General features: G+C 45.0%; 11 protein-coding genes. 4 read left to right on the forward strand and 7 right to left on the reverse strand.

Annotated features, from left to right (window positions below; translation table 11 throughout):
- Positions 1-4 precede the first annotated feature (4 nt).
- Complete coding sequence (locus ACO08K_RS23765) at positions 5-601, forward strand: DUF5683 domain-containing protein (protein ID WP_421798977.1); 597 nt, start codon at positions 5-7, stop codon at positions 599-601.
- 89 nt (positions 602-690) lie between these two features.
- Positions 691-2,565, forward strand: a complete 1,875-nt coding sequence (locus ACO08K_RS23770; protein ID WP_421798978.1) for a hypothetical protein — start codon at positions 691-693, stop codon at positions 2,563-2,565.
- A gap of 166 nt (positions 2,566-2,731) precedes the next feature.
- Here the strand turns inward: ACO08K_RS23770 and ACO08K_RS23775 are convergent, their stop codons facing one another.
- From ACO08K_RS23775 to ACO08K_RS23800, 6 genes are all read right to left on the reverse strand, one after another.
- Positions 2,732-3,400: a transposase gene (locus ACO08K_RS23775; RefSeq protein WP_421798979.1), complete on the reverse strand. Its 669-nt coding sequence runs from the start codon at positions 3,398-3,400 to the stop codon at positions 2,732-2,734.
- A 395-nt stretch (positions 3,401-3,795) separates the two neighbouring features.
- Complete coding sequence (locus tag ACO08K_RS23780) at positions 3,796-7,002, reverse strand: S41 family peptidase (RefSeq protein ID WP_421798980.1); 3,207 nt, start codon at positions 7,000-7,002, stop codon at positions 3,796-3,798.
- 140 nt (positions 7,003-7,142) lie between these two features.
- On the reverse strand, positions 7,143-8,216 hold the full coding sequence (locus ACO08K_RS23785; RefSeq protein WP_421798981.1) for a PorV/PorQ family protein: 1,074 nt from the start codon (positions 8,214-8,216) through the stop codon (positions 7,143-7,145).
- Between the two features lie 32 nt (positions 8,217-8,248).
- Positions 8,249-9,364 carry a YihY/virulence factor BrkB family protein gene (locus tag ACO08K_RS23790; RefSeq protein ID WP_421798982.1) on the reverse strand — a complete coding sequence of 372 codons (1,116 nt, stop codon included), beginning with the start codon at positions 9,362-9,364 and terminating at the stop codon, positions 8,249-8,251.
- Positions 9,361-9,774, reverse strand: coding sequence for an acyl-CoA thioesterase (locus ACO08K_RS23795; protein ID WP_421798983.1), 414 nt, complete (start codon positions 9,772-9,774; stop codon positions 9,361-9,363). The genes ACO08K_RS23790 and ACO08K_RS23795 overlap by 4 nt, the downstream gene beginning before the upstream one ends.
- 121 nt (positions 9,775-9,895) lie before the next feature.
- A complete protein-coding gene (locus ACO08K_RS23800; RefSeq protein ID WP_421798984.1) occupies positions 9,896-11,146 on the reverse strand; it encodes an arginine deiminase family protein in 1,251 nt (416 codons plus the stop codon).
- Positions 11,147-11,419: 273 nt separating this feature from the next.
- Between ACO08K_RS23800 and ACO08K_RS23805 the strand changes: the two genes are divergently transcribed.
- On the forward strand, positions 11,420-12,103 hold the full coding sequence (locus ACO08K_RS23805) for a hypothetical protein (RefSeq protein ID WP_421798985.1): 684 nt from the start codon (positions 11,420-11,422) through the stop codon (positions 12,101-12,103).
- 66 nt (positions 12,104-12,169) lie between these two features.
- The gene (locus ACO08K_RS23810) at positions 12,170-13,198 is read left to right on the forward strand and encodes a hypothetical protein (RefSeq protein ID WP_421798986.1); all 1,029 of its coding nucleotides are present in this window, start codon (positions 12,170-12,172) and stop codon (positions 13,196-13,198) included.
- Positions 13,199-13,279: 81 nt separating this feature from the next.
- Here the strand turns inward: ACO08K_RS23810 and ACO08K_RS23815 are convergent, their stop codons facing one another.
- On the reverse strand, positions 13,280-14,074 hold the full coding sequence (locus ACO08K_RS23815) for a DUF6089 family protein (RefSeq protein WP_421798987.1): 795 nt from the start codon (positions 14,072-14,074) through the stop codon (positions 13,280-13,282).
- Positions 14,075-14,258 lie beyond the last annotated feature (184 nt).

The following is a 14,258-nucleotide window of genomic DNA, read 5'->3' on the forward strand; positions in this document are numbered from 1 at the left end:
TATTATGAAGGCTTTGTTAATTGTGGTTTTGACTGTATTTGCTTGCTCCCTTTTTGCTCAACAAAAGGATACCCTTCCTGCGGCAACCGCTCCGCAGGAAAAAGTGCAAATGATTTTTATGGACAGTGTGAAACTGGCCCGTAAAAATCGCTTACCTGTGCCGAAAAAAGCGCTACTCTATTCTTTGGTTTTACCTGGTTCTGGTCAGGTTTACAATGGGCGTTGGTGGAAGGCACCCATTGCAGTGGGGGCGATTGGAGGGATGGCTTATGTTTTTTACTCCAACAACGACCTGTATCAGCGTTTAAAAACCGCCTTGGAGTTGGAATTGCAAGACAAAACGCACGAGTTTAGCGACAAGAAGCTCGGAGTCAATGGCTTACGTTCGAACCGTGATTTATACGATAAAAATCGCCAGGCATCCCTTGCCGGGATAGTAGCTGTTTATGGTTTAGTGGCCATCGAAGCTTTTGTCGATGCTCACCTGCAAAATTTCGACATCAGTGAGGATTTGAGTTGGCGAATAAAGCCTACCTTTCAGACCGATCCCCGCTCGGGAATGGGTGGCCCCGGGATCGGAATTGTATTTTCTGTAAGATAATTTTAATGTGATAGGGTCTTGTTGTGCTAATTTGCTAATAATGTCTATATTAGCACATCTGAATATTGTCACATTAGTACATGCAATTGATGCAAAAGCGCAAAATCTTCAAAATTGGCATTGCGATGGCTGGTGCCGTTTCCGCTGGTGCCTACACTGCCGGAGTAATTGATTACCTGCTAGAAACCCTTGAGAAATGGGATCGCGCCAAAAAGCTCAACGAAGAAGTAGGAGAGGAGAGCCCGATGTACGACTTTTCGGTGCCCATGCACGATGTGGTCATTGAAGTCATCGGTGGTGCATCGGCTGGGGGGATGACAGCAGCTATTGCGGCTTTGGCCATGTTTGAAGGCATCAAACCCATCAACGAATACAATCCGGAGAAAAAACACAATAAGCTGTACGACTCCTGGGTCAACCTCAATGACGAGCAAGGTTTACCTACCATTGAGCAGATGTTACAAACTGGGGACATCCTGGCCAACAATGAGGTACAATCCCTGCTCAATTCAGACCCCATCGACGCCATTGCCGACAACGCTGGCGTTCTGTCCCAAATCCAGGATTTACCCGAATACGTCTCTGCGAATTTACAAATCATTCTGACCATCACTAGTTTGAGGGGAGTACCTGTGGCTGTTAACTTTTTTGACAACAAAAGGAGAGAGGAATTAAAAGCAAAAGAAGAGCTTTCACGTGATGCATTCGGGAGCAGCGATGCCAAAGACCAACCCGCTCACCGCATGTACGTTCACAAGGGCATTGCCCACTTTATGGTTGCTAATTCTCCAAGTTATGAAGAACTACCCGAACATGTTATCCCTTTTCAACCCACCAGTGAGGCTAACCGAAATATGCTGATGGACTGTGCCAAAGCTACTGGCGCTTTTCCTTTAGGATTAAAATCCAGACCCCTCAGCATTGGTTTACCCTACGCCAAGGCAATGGTTTACCGGATGTTTGGTTTGAAAAACCAATCCCAAATGGAACAGGCCATTGAGATTACGGCGGAAGATAACCCCTTTAACTTTGTGGCCGTCGATGGTGGCACCATCAATAACGAGCCGTTCGGCGAAATCATTGATGCAATAGAAGAAAAATGCAAAAAAGAAGATAGCCCATACGCCATCATCATGATTGATCCGTTTCCAAATTTTGCGGAGGACAAATCTAAAAAATACAAGCAACCCACTTCCTTGTTGGACTTAATTCCGAATATTTTTGGAGCCATCCGCGCCCAAGCGATGGTAAAAGAAAACGATGTGCTAAGAGGATTGGCCGGTGATGTAACCCGGCGCATGGTTTTTCCCAAAAAGAACAATGATCCTTATCCGATTGCTTGTGGTGCACTGGACGGTTTCGGAGGATTTTTTAGTCGGGATTTTCGGGAACATGATTTTCAACTGGGTCGGTACAATTGTCAAAAATTTCTCCGTAAGCACTTTACCATTCCGCTCAATAAATTGGAGAGTGCCAAGGTGTTCAGCGATTGGAAAAGTGATGGCAATGACCCACGACATGAGCGTTTTTTTGTACCCAACGACCTGGGCGGCCCTGGTTTTTACCCCATCATCCCGGATATGGGTATCGCCAATATGGCCAAGAGCGAATACCACGAAGCTTACTTGCCCGAACCCGTTAAGCTGAAAATTCGACCCAGCGAGATTTTTAAATTGGACACCTTACTTGGTTTGCGCTTTAAAACGGTGTTGGACCATATTTTTGCCTTGAATACTCCTCCCGATGACCACTACAATAAGCCGGTTCACCAGGATGTTGACCATTTGATGCGGCAATATTATGGGGAAAAGGAAAAAAAGGCCAATCGACCCTCTTTTTTGAAACGAGTCTTCCTCTGGGCCTGGCGAACTTTCCTGACGCGGATGATTGGCAAGAATATTGCTAAACGGGCGATCAAGATTATTTTGTTGGATTTTAGGGAAAGAGATATGTTGGAAATGTAAAGGTGTTGGATCTTACTTCTGAAATGGTGTATCCTTGACCATTTCGAAAGTCTGAAACTTTCGAAATAGGGTGCCAAAATGGTGCATGAAGTTCAAATCTAAGTATGCCTTTTCAAAAGTTTCAGACTTTTGAAAAGCTCTTTAGCGCAGGATGCTCAAAGAAAAATCACCAATCTATTTCAGAATCTGCCTCCAAATTATGAGCAATTATGAATCCTTCTTTCCCACCATAATATGCTAGGACTTCATCTCGCAACAGAAGGGTAGGCTGGCTAGAAAGCAAACTTAAATAAGAAGAGTGGGGCCATTTTGATGGATGATCTGTGAAATGGTGATGAACTGGGTTATGATGAATGTAATGAATTACTTTTGAATAATATGACTCATCCAATATGGCTTTTCGCTTAAAATTACTCACAAATAAACTGCCAGTACGGCTCTGTTGGAGATTAAAAGCTTGGGTATACGCACTAAAAAAATTGCCAAATTGTTTGCTCAGCAACGTTGTAAGGTATTCATCTTGCAAAAAGGTCCCAGAATAATTGGTGTTTAAGATTTGATGTTTTTTGGTAACAATACGACCTTTTTTAGGCGATTTTATCAGTCGAAAATTCTGCCAAAGAATATCACTAGGCTTTATTCGAACTAAAAAGTGAAAATGATTTGGCATTAAAGCATAAGCGAATGTATCCGCAACGGGTGAAATGAATTCGGCATATTTTTTCAAAAAATAAACGTAGTTGCCTTCACTTTCAAAGATGTTTTCGAATCCATTGGCATGGTTGTAAATATGGTAGGAGTTACCCGGAGAAAGTGGGATTTCATTGTTTACCATTATTGGCTTGTGTTGTTTGTATTTGTGTAAAAATATAAAACTTTGGTTAATACAAACAATAAGTGTTGTGTGTTGAGCCTAAAATCGTGCATACTTGACCTTTTCGAAAGTCTGAAACTTTCGAAAAGGGGGCTTAAGATTGTGTATGAAGCTCAAATCTGAGAGTGCCTTTTCGAAAGTTTCAGACTTTCGAAAAGCTCTTTAGCGCAAGATGTTCAAAGAAAGATTACTAATCTATTTCCGAGTCAATAAGTTTTCAGCCTTTTTTCAAAACGGTGCATGCTTGATCTTTTCGAAAGTCTGAAACTTTCAAAAAGAGGTGCCAAAACAGCGTTTTTAGCACACCAAAACTAAACGTATCCCCTCAAGAATACCTAAAAGGGATACGCTCAATTTTACTTCAAATCCTTCAGCAGCGCTTCAACCGCCGCTTTCAACTGCTCATCGGTACCTTTCGCCGTATAATCCAGCGAATTCTCCACAATGATGTCGGGTACAGCTGGGCCCAATTCCTGATTTTTATCGGTAGCCTTGGTGAACCAGCCCCGGAAAGGCAGGCGAACAAAGGAGCCATCGATCAAACCACGACCTCCGGTAGAAATCACCGAGCCGTTCGTCGTTTGCCCCACCAGTTTCCCGATTCCCAGGGTTTTGTAGGCATGCGAAAAAATCTCGGCATTGGAATAACTGCCTTCATTGCACAAGGCAACCGAAGGTTTCATCCAGGCTGAAAACACTAGGCGTTCACCGGTAGGGTAGTAATCGCGGTATTTTTTCTTGTCTTTTTCCAGGTCTTCACTCGCTCCGCGAGGAATGGTATATGCGTGTTGTTTGTAGTTGAGTACCGTCATCAGGTAATCCGCGGTGGAACCACCACCATTGAAGCGCACATCGATGATCAGGCCATCCTTGCCATAACCAGCCGCTGTAAATTCCCGCTCGGTTTCTTCAAAACTAGGCATGTCCATACCCCGGATGTGGATGTACCCCAGACGGCCTTTAGACCACTCGTCCACCAATTTTTTCCGATTGTCCACCCATTCATCGTATAAGTTGTTGGCCAGGCTGGAGCTTGGACGAATCACCACTTCGCGGCTTTTGCCATCGGCACTCAGTACATTCAGTAGTACCTTTTCGTTGACCAGGCCATTTAGGTTTTCATAAAAATTACTGGTTTCGCTGTAATTGACGCCATTCACCGCAGTGATGATGTCCCCAACATTGAGCTGGCTGCCCACTTTGCTGGCTGGGCTCTCGGGAACAACCCGATTTACCCGCATTCCTTCTTTGACAGGAGTCATTTCAGCGCCCAACATACCTGTAGACTCTTGTTGGGTTTCCGCCCGGTCGGGAGCAGTCAGCGCCATGTGGCTGGCGTTGATTTCCCCGAGCAGGTAGTTGAACATGTCGCGGAAGTCGTTGTTGGTGGAAGCATTGACACAACGCTCACGGTACTTTTGACCCAGTGCATTCCAGTCGTAGCCGTGCATTTGTGGATCATAAAATCCATCGCGAATGGTGCGCCAGGCTTCTTCAAAAATCTGCAAACGCTCGGCAGTATAGTCAATCTTCATTTTGGCAGAGTAGGGAAGGCTTTCAGCGGTTCCCGACTTGGCATCTACTCGGGAAAAACCTCCTTGACGGCCATAATACACGTATTTGCCTTCTTTGTCCATTTGTAAACCGAAGGGGTTACTGCCTCCTCTGGTCACTTCTTTCAAGTCTTTGCCATCCCACTTGACGCTGTACAAATCACGGCCACGGGCGGTACTGCTGACAGCTGTGTAAAAGAAGGTTTGACCATCTTTGGAAATGACCAGGCCGGATTCATCCCCAGGAGAACTGGTGACTTGCACAAGGCGCTCGTGGATATTGTCAAAGTCAATTTGAATGGGTTTGGGCTCAGCCTTGGCATTCGCTCTGCCTGCCCCTGCTCCTGCGGCACCTTCACTTGGAGTGTCTTTTTCTTGCCAATCCTGGCTTACTTTTTCCCAATCTTCTTTTTTCAACCAAACAAACCACACATCAGCGTTGCGGTTATTTCGGGCAGAAAGGAAGCCCAGTTTTGAACCATCCGCACTCCAGAAAGGCTGGGAATCGGTGCGCGGGTGCATGGTGACGTTCACAGGTGGCTTGGAGTTGTCTGCAGCATGAATGAAGACTTCGTTGTTGAAGTACAGGTCACTCATGGAGTAGGCCAGCCATTTGTTGTCAGGGCTCCAGGTCACGCCATTGGCACCAGCCCAGCCATTAACCAATACTTTTTCATTGCTTAGTTTGCCATCACCAGCGATATCCGCTACGATCAAATCACCCCGCCCGCGGCCATAGGCGATTTTTTTGCCGTCGGAAGAAACCACGGGTGAAGATTCATCCTCCTTGGTATTGGTCAGGCGGATCAATTCGTGTTTGAGCGACTTAAAAGGATTAGGCTCGGTGCGGTCAGCTGAACGCAGGAGGAAAAATTCAAAATTTCCATCAGCACGGTCGGAGCAAAATACCAGAGAAGTATCACTTAGCCAGGTCGGGTTCATATCCCGATTGGGGTGTTCGGATACATTGACACTGCGGGTTTTTTCCTTGTCCGCTTCTTTGATAAACACTTCTCCACGAATGGCATATGCGATCAATTTTCCATTGGGCGAAATGGCCAATTCACTGCCGCCTGTGCTCTGGGTTTTCATTTCGCTAGGGTCAAAACGATCGTCGGCGGCAATTTGAACGTTGATTTTGGTGCCATTGCCCTTGCCAGCCTTCATCAGGTACAGGTTCATGTCCTTTTCAAAAACGATGGTAGACCCGTCGGTTGAAATGCTGAAATGACGGATGGCTTCATCTTTAAAAGTAGTCAATTGTTCAGGGCTACCCTGTGCCTGGCCATTTTCATTGATGTTGATCCGATACAAGTTGTAAGTGCCTGTAGTTGAACTCAGGAAGTACAAAGTGCGGTTGTTGCCCCAGTGTGGCAGGATGTCATTGGTGTCAAACAAAGGAAGTTTGTTGTACTTCTTGTTTTTGGTGTCGTAAATCCAGATTTCGCGATTGGCGCTGCCTTTGTAATCCTCGCGGAAAACCGGGTTGATGCTTCCGCGCACCAGGGCAATGAAACGCCCATCGGGAGAGTAGGTAGGGTCATACGCTTCAGCATCCAACAATCGGGACTCGGTGCCACCTGCGGCATTGATGCCATATACTTCGGGATGGCCACCGATTTGGCGAAATTCTCGGGTGGTACTGAATACAATTTGGGTATTCGAAGCCCAGCTCATCACGTTGTCTCCAGATGAATGGAAGGTCAATCGTTTGGGATTGCCGCCCTCAGAAGGCATCACAAACACGTCGTTGTTGCCGTAACGGGCACCCGAAAATGCGATTTTTTTGCCATCGGGGCTGTAAATGGGCGTCCCTTCGTAAGCTTCGTGAATGGTGAGCCGGGTTGCTTTTCCTCCGGTGGATGGCACCGTCCAAATGTCGCCCTGGAAAGAGAATGAAATTTGAGACCCATCGTTGTTGATTGCTGGATGGCGCAGCAAAAGATTGGATTGGCCTGAAAGCGCTACAGAAATGAGCGCCAGGACCAGCAGTGTACCTAGTTTGTGCATGGTTAGGATGTGAGTGTTAACAATCAGTGTCAGGTGAATGGGAAAATTCCCAGCTAAAACTCTGCTAATTTAGGTAAGAGCTTCTGATTGTTGACGTTTTTTACTCGGTTGTATCCATGCAAAAAAGGGTAATTGGGCTATTATTTTTTGGGTTTGAGGTTCAACAACAAAGAAATAATATGCGAATAAGTATTCTCCTGCGCCGCCAAATCCGTAAACGCATAATCAACCTGCAGCGCAGAAATTTTCAACCCAACCCCAATTCCTGGCCTTGGCGAGAGTACACTTTTTCCTGAAAAAGAACTTTCTTTCTGGAACTGGTTCATGCCCAGGCGCAAAAAAACAGTTTGGTTCAAATCCGCCTCAATGCCAATGGCCGGATCAATGCTGAAAGGATTGGAGGAGATCAAGGTATTGCGTTTGCCATCCGTAGAAACAATCAGGTCTATTTCTGGAGTCAATCCAATTTTTTTGAACTGAAAACGCTGGGCGACCCCCATGATCAGTTGCGGTTTGGTCGTTTCCAGGCTATTGATGGGTACTTCATTGTTGGTCAATTCCAAGGTTTGTCGTTCTTCTTCTGTAAAATTAAAAGACCAGGCGTTGAAACTGGTGCTGATGTCCTTGGCCATGGCCCCAAAGCGAAAACGACCCCGGCGGTATTGCAAGCCGCCATCCAGTCCAAAGCCCCAGGAATTGGCAAAAGGTCCAATGCGGCGATGGATGACTTTTATGTTGCCCCCCCAAAACCATTGACCCGTGCGAGGGCGACTTTTTTGGGCGTAAGACAACAATAAGGCATAATCAGCCGCAGAAAATTCGCGCAGGTTGTCAAAGTTGACCGTCCCGTCACTTTCGTAAAGCGTCAAAGTGTTGGGAATTTCATCCACCCCAAAACGAATGAAAGACAAGGCCAATCTGCGTTTGTCGTTACTGGCGGGCAGCATTACCCCGATGTAATCAAATTTACCTACCCCGGCAAACCACTCGGCATGCATGGCCCCTATCTGAAGGCCAGGTGCATCTTCATTGGCCGCCAGCCCGGCAGGGTTCCATACGCCAGCAGTGACATCATTGGTTTGTGCCACCACTGCATTGCCCAGCGCTTGTGCTTTTGCACCTACACCAATGGACAAAAACTCGTTGCTGTACTTTTGGGCGAACAAGTTACCAACCGAAATGGACAGCATTAAAACCAAGATATATACCTTCATACTTCATTGTTTGAGTGAAAAGCATTTTTTCCTCACTCACTATTCGCGGGTTGTTCTTCACTTTTTACAGCTTGTTCTTCACAATTCGCTTCTTGCTTTTCACTGGTCACGATTCGCTTTTCACTTTCAAGATCGGGTTTGAGCTCCAATTGTGGTTTGACCTCAGAGATTTTTTCTACGGTACTGAGCATTCTTTTGTTGATAACGATGCTTGCATTGAGTTCAAATCCGATCAGGATCGACATGACGTTCATTTGAATCCACAGCATCAGTACGATGATGGCTCCGATCGAACCATATAAACGGTTATAGGTGTTGAACATGTCTACGTACATGGAAAAAACGACGGAAGACAGCAGACAAAGAAAAGAAGCCAATGCTGCGCCAGGGGTGAAAAACTTAAAGCGGCGGATCATGGCGGCCCCATTGCGGTAGATGAGTGCAATGGAAACGTAATACAAGGATATGATCACAATCCAGCGAACAATATTGAGCGAAAGTTCTACCAGGGATCCAAGATGCAACCAATCATTGATCATTTTGACAAAAGACTGCCCCAAAATAACCAGTATCACTGAAGCAATCAGCAATGCACTCAATTGAACCGCCAGCACAATGGCCACCCAGCGCATTTTCCAAGAATTCCACTTGGCAAAGTCTTCATAAGTTTTGTCAAAGGAACGCAGAAGGGATAAAATACCATTGGAACCAAAATAGATGGCAGAGATAAAACCGATCGAGAGTAAGCCAATCCGCGGATTGTTGGTGATGTCCTCAATAAAACTGAACAATTGATCCCCCGCGTCGCCCGGCATGATTTTTTGAATTTCCGTTTGCAGGTAATCGTCAAAATTCTCTCCTCCGGGCAAGTAGTGCAAAAAAGTGCTTTTCAACCACGGAATCAGGGTGAACAAAGCGATGATGGAGGGAAACAAAGACAAAAAGAAGCTATAGGCAATGGAATTGGCCCGGGTAAACAAGTCAAAGCGCTGGATTTCCAATATGAAAAATTTCGCCACGTTGTAAATGGAAACGCCAAAAAAGCCCGGAAAAGAGCGGTTTTGCGCCCAGCGAACCAACTTGATCCAGAGGGGATGCCCCCAGAACCATTTTTCCCACTGCTTGAAATCTGGTAATCTTACTTTCACGGCTCAAAAAAGGGTCGAAGTTTTTCAATTAAATAGACCGGTGCATCAATGGTTTTGTTGCTTTTTTTGTCCACAAAACAAAGTTTAACACTGCCACCGTTGACCAGCTTATTCCTCTCGTTGTAAATTTCAACGTGAAAGGTAATGAATTGATCTGGAATTCGCCGCAATGCCGTTCGAATTGTCAGTAATTCATCGTAAAAAGCCGGTCGGACGTAGCGCATTTGCAGGGACAAAACGGGCATCATTACACCCAATTCTTCTTCCATTGCTTTGTAAGTCAAACCCAGCGAGCGCAACATTTCTACCCGACCAATCTCGTAATACTGGGCATAATTACCGTAGTAGAGATATCCCATTTGGTCGGTCTCTCCGTAACGAACGCGCTTTTGAAAATCGTGTGTGTACATAAATTGGGTTGAGGAGTTGAGGAGTTGAGGAGTTGAGAGGCTACCGCAGGGACTTAGACAATGGCATTGTCAAAAACGCTGCGGTAGCCTCTCAACTCCTCAACTTCTCAACACTTAAACTTTATTTGGCCCTTTCCATCGGACAAGTCATACAATGCGAACCACCCCTTGCTCTTGACAATTCATTGGAGGGCAGGGTTATAATGGTGTTTTCTACCGTCTCGGGGTCCAGCTTACCAGCCCGATACGCTGCTAAAAAGTCGCGGGCATGTAGAATTTTGTAACCCGCTTTTTGGAAAGCTTGTTCGGTCACCGGATTGCGGTCATAAGTGAGGGCTACCCCGGGTTTGAGGGCCACGAGATTGCAGCCATCCGTCCATTGTTCGCGTTCCTGGTAGGGAGAAATTCCATTGCCACTGTAGATGAATTTCATTTCTGGGTCTATTTCGGAGCGAATAAAATTGTGCACGGAGGGGTAGTATTCATTACTCCCATTGGCGCGGTACAACTCAACGGTAGAACTTATGCCATCTACCACCAGGGGCTTGTAAGCTACAATATGGTGGTGGTTGATTTGGGTAAAAACGGTATCAATGTGCATGTAGGAACGGTCGTTGGGGATGTTCACCAGTGCGACATTGTTGATTACCCCTTTTTCAAACAGCACCTTGGTCAGGGACATGATTCCGTGACGCGTGGTGCGTTCACTACAACCAATCAGGAGGTAATCAGGGCTTAAAATCATCATATCTCCACCTTCGATTGAGACATATTCCCCTTTTCGTGAAGGTGGAAATTTATCAATGTTGTTGAGATTGATCAGTTTGTCCTCCTCGTACCGGGTTTTAAACAAAGGATGGCTACCAAAAATAAAGCGAGTGAGGTGATTTTCCCGGTGGCGGGCCTCCTTGGCGGCCTTGGTAATGATTACATGATCGTTAACGGCCACGGCAATGTCGCGGGTAAAAATAAAATTAGGGATGGGGTCAAAAAGAATGTAGTCTTCCGGGGCATAATACCCAGTAATCAGGACCTTGGTCAGTTCCGTTGGGGCTAGGCTTTGCAAAAAGCTCAGTGCAGAACGAGGCAATTCTTCATAATCGGCAATTTCAGCCAATAGTCTTTGTCCACTTTCCGCATCGGCGATCAGGGATTCCAGCAGCAGTTGTTCGGTTTCATGGACCCGGTCATTACCTACGAATGCACGCAGCACTCCCGTAAATACATCGTGCTCTTCCTGCATTTGAGGCAAAAAAACGATGTCGTCGAATAATAGTTCCTCAGAGCGTTTTGGGGAGACTCGGGCGATACCTTCATCGGGGCGATGCACAATTACACGTTGCAATCGGCCAATTTCATTGTTCACTTGCATAGAGAATCAGTGGTTATGGGCTTTTTTAAACAGGAATTGAACTAGTCCTGCATTAATTTTTGTTGTAAATGTAATTCTTGTTTATTTTGTATGACGCAAAAAATTACTTCCCGATTTTTTTTGAGGATTTTGAATAGAAAGCTCACTTGAAATGAAGCGTTCGACTTCCTATTCAAAATCCAAACCAGGAAGTTAATTTTTCTGCGTTATTTTGTAGACAATAATTTTAATTTGGTCGTATACTAGCAACCATCTCAACTTACAAGTCGTATTATGTCAAATGGATTTTTAAAAGACTTTAAAGCGCTCTTCATCGTTCCCGAAGAAGAGCCCCGAAAGCCAGAGCAGAAAGCTAGCTCTGCTAGTACTACTCCCAGTCAGGAAAGTAAAACACCAACAAGTCTGCCAAAAGAGACAGGCTCGGATGCCCCTTCTCCGGGGAAAGTGAATGATAAGTTTCTGAATGTACTTTTTTCAGCCATTGAAAAAAACAATCAGGAAGGTTTCGACTACCTGGAGTTTCGAAATTCTCTACAATCTTTGAGAGAGATGAGTATGGACGAAGCCACCCGTTTTAAATCGGCAATGGCAATGGCCAAATCCATGGGAGCTTCTATGGCTGCGATTGTTACTTCTGCTCAGCAATACTTGCAAGTGCTCAAATCGGAGCAAGGTAAGTTTGATGAAGCCATGAAAAACCAACGTGCCCAACAAATTGGCAATAAGGAGCAACAAATGGAAGAGCTGTCCAACTCGGTGAAAGCCAAAGAGGAGGAGATAAAAAAAATGCAGCAGGAAATTGAACAAACCAAGCAGAAATATGTAGAACTTTCGCAGCAAATTAAAGATGCGACCCGACATATTGAATCCACCAAAAATGATTTTGTAGCTTCCTACGAATCGTTGGTTGGACAAATTCAGGGTGACCTGAATAAAATTCAAGAATACATGAAATAGTTTGACGGGTGAAATTTACCCCACGTGGGTGAAATTTTTTCCCATCATACACAAACCTTATTTTTTATGTCTGAGCAATTGAAGCCTAAATCATTCTGGAGCAGACCAGAAGGTAAAACCGGCGCAATTTTTTTAATCGGGATTGCCGTATTGGCGGCGATGGGGGTAATGTCAATTTTACCATTCATAGGCGCTATTCTGAGCAATACTATCAACTTGGCTGTTGCGGTTACTGTTTTGGTGGCTTTGTTGTACATGGTTTTGGACAATCGGACTCGTACGCTGGTCTGGTACATGTACAAAAGTGTGATGCGCTGGATCACCGGCCTTTTTGTACAAATTGACCCTATTGCGATTCTGAAGGGATATGTTGATCATTTGCGGAAAAACTTGCATGACATGGAGCGCCAAATCAATCGTTTGCGCGGCCAAATGCACAAATTGCGTGAAATCATCAGAAACAACCAAAAAGAAATCAAAAGCAACCTGCAATTGGCTAGTGAAGCCAAAGATAAAAAGGATGATGCCTCAATGATTTTAAAAACGCGTAAGGCAGGTCGTTTGCAGGAGTCCAATGTACGCCTAGAAGAGCTGGATCGCAAAATGGAGGTCATGTACCGGGTTTTGACCAAAATGCGAGAAAACTCTTATATCCTGGCTGAAGATATTCAGGACCAGGTGATGGTTAAGGAACAGGAACAGAAGGCAATTCACGCCAGCAATAACGCCATGAAATCGGCCATGAGCATCATCAGCGGTGATCCTGACAAACGCGCCATGTTCGACGCGGCGATGGACGCTATCACCGAAGATGTGGCCAACAAAGTAGGTGAAATGGAAAACTTCATGCAGATGTCTTCCAAGTTCATGGAATCGATCGACCTACAAAATGGGGTGTTTGAAGAGGAGGGCTTAAAAATGCTGGAGAAATGGGAGCAGGATGGAGTTTCATTGCTGCTGGGGGAAGAGAAGAAAAACATTCTTACCCTCGCCAACGATGACAACCAGGTACTGGACCTGAACAAACCAATGAAAGAGCCCATTCGGGAAATGGGACATAAAAACCAGTACGATAGTTTTTTTGAAGCAGAATAAACAAGTGATAAATGATAATTGATGAGTGATGAATCCTTAGTAGATTGGGGACACAATTCATCACTCATCAATTATCATTCATCACTTTTCAGTAGTAGCTGCCGCTCCCTCCGATACCGGGTTTTTATCCTTAATGAAAAAGCGACGATCCAAAACGGATTGTAAACGATAAGAAATAGTAACTCCTCCTACTGAATACCAATCGTTGTAATTCGGATTAGCTGACATGCTGATTCCATCCAGGTAATCATTAAAAACAGGGTTTAAGCCCAACTCACCACCAATCGTCCAGCGTTCATTCAAATCAATCTTAACGCCACCACCAAATGGAATGGTGAACACAACCGAGCGTTGATTTTGTTTGTCTTCAGCAATTAATGCATCATAACGAGTGCCAAGGTTTGGATTAAAAAAGGTGTTGGTTTTAATGAGACTCAGACCCGCTCCAGCGTACAGATAGAGGCTGAATTTCTTTTGAAACCCATCGGCCACGCTCCAACGCTTGTGATTCATGAAGTCAAACTCTGTACGTGCCGCCAGCTCTGTCAGTGAGGTGGTAAAACTAAAACCTCGCCCAATGCGATCCGTTCCCTCCCAATCGAGGTCATTGCCTTTGAGCTTTCCCTGGTTTAAGCTAAAGCGCCAACTCAGGTTGTTGCTTGAATACAATCGATAGAAAGCTCCGAGATTAAAGCAGGACGCACCAAGGTCATAATCCCCATTTTTGACAATGTCGCCAGCGTAGTTGCTCGCTCCTACCAAAATTCCAACTTCAGCTGGAAATTTGTAGGGATTGGCCAACGTAGTTTGGGCGCAAAGTGGAATACTGGCTGCAAGTAGCAGCACAAATAGGCTAGAAAGGTAATACTGTTTCATGAGTATAATTTGTTAGGTACAAAAAGCAAGATGTAGAAGTGATAATGATTCGTGCTTCGGAGAGAAAATTGCTGAATGGAGAAGTAAAAATGTGCAATTAATAGAAAGTGATAATTTCAGGTGCATTGTATTCTGCCGCTAAATTACAATTTTTTGCCATAAATGCAATACTAATTTATTTATT

The sequence above is a fragment of the Haliscomenobacter sp. genome, assembly GCF_965225875.1.
Classification (GTDB): domain Bacteria; phylum Bacteroidota; class Bacteroidia; order Chitinophagales; family Saprospiraceae; genus Haliscomenobacter.

Excerpts from the sequence above, each read along its gene's own strand:
- ACO08K_RS23805 (WP_421798985.1), top strand. The coding sequence starts at position 11,420 with ATGTCAAATGGATTTTTAAAAGACTTTAAAGCGCTCTTCATCGTTCCC.
- ACO08K_RS23780 (WP_421798980.1), bottom strand. The coding sequence starts at position 7,002 with ATGCACAAACTAGGTACACTGCTGGTCCTGGCGCTCATTTCTGTAGCG.
- ACO08K_RS23785 (WP_421798981.1), bottom strand. The coding sequence starts at position 8,216 with ATGAAGGTATATATCTTGGTTTTAATGCTGTCCATTTCGGTTGGTAAC.
- ACO08K_RS23795 (WP_421798983.1), bottom strand. The coding sequence starts at position 9,774 with ATGTACACACACGATTTTCAAAAGCGCGTTCGTTACGGAGAGACCGAC.
- ACO08K_RS23765 (WP_421798977.1), top strand. The coding sequence starts at position 5 with ATGAAGGCTTTGTTAATTGTGGTTTTGACTGTATTTGCTTGCTCCCTT.
- ACO08K_RS23800 (WP_421798984.1), bottom strand. The coding sequence starts at position 11,146 with ATGCAAGTGAACAATGAAATTGGCCGATTGCAACGTGTAATTGTGCAT.
- ACO08K_RS23815 (WP_421798987.1), bottom strand. The coding sequence starts at position 14,074 with ATGAAACAGTATTACCTTTCTAGCCTATTTGTGCTGCTACTTGCAGCC.
- ACO08K_RS23775 (WP_421798979.1), bottom strand. The coding sequence starts at position 3,400 with ATGGTAAACAATGAAATCCCACTTTCTCCGGGTAACTCCTACCATATT.
- ACO08K_RS23810 (WP_421798986.1), top strand. The coding sequence starts at position 12,170 with ATGTCTGAGCAATTGAAGCCTAAATCATTCTGGAGCAGACCAGAAGGT.
- ACO08K_RS23770 (WP_421798978.1), top strand. The coding sequence starts at position 691 with ATGCAAAAGCGCAAAATCTTCAAAATTGGCATTGCGATGGCTGGTGCC.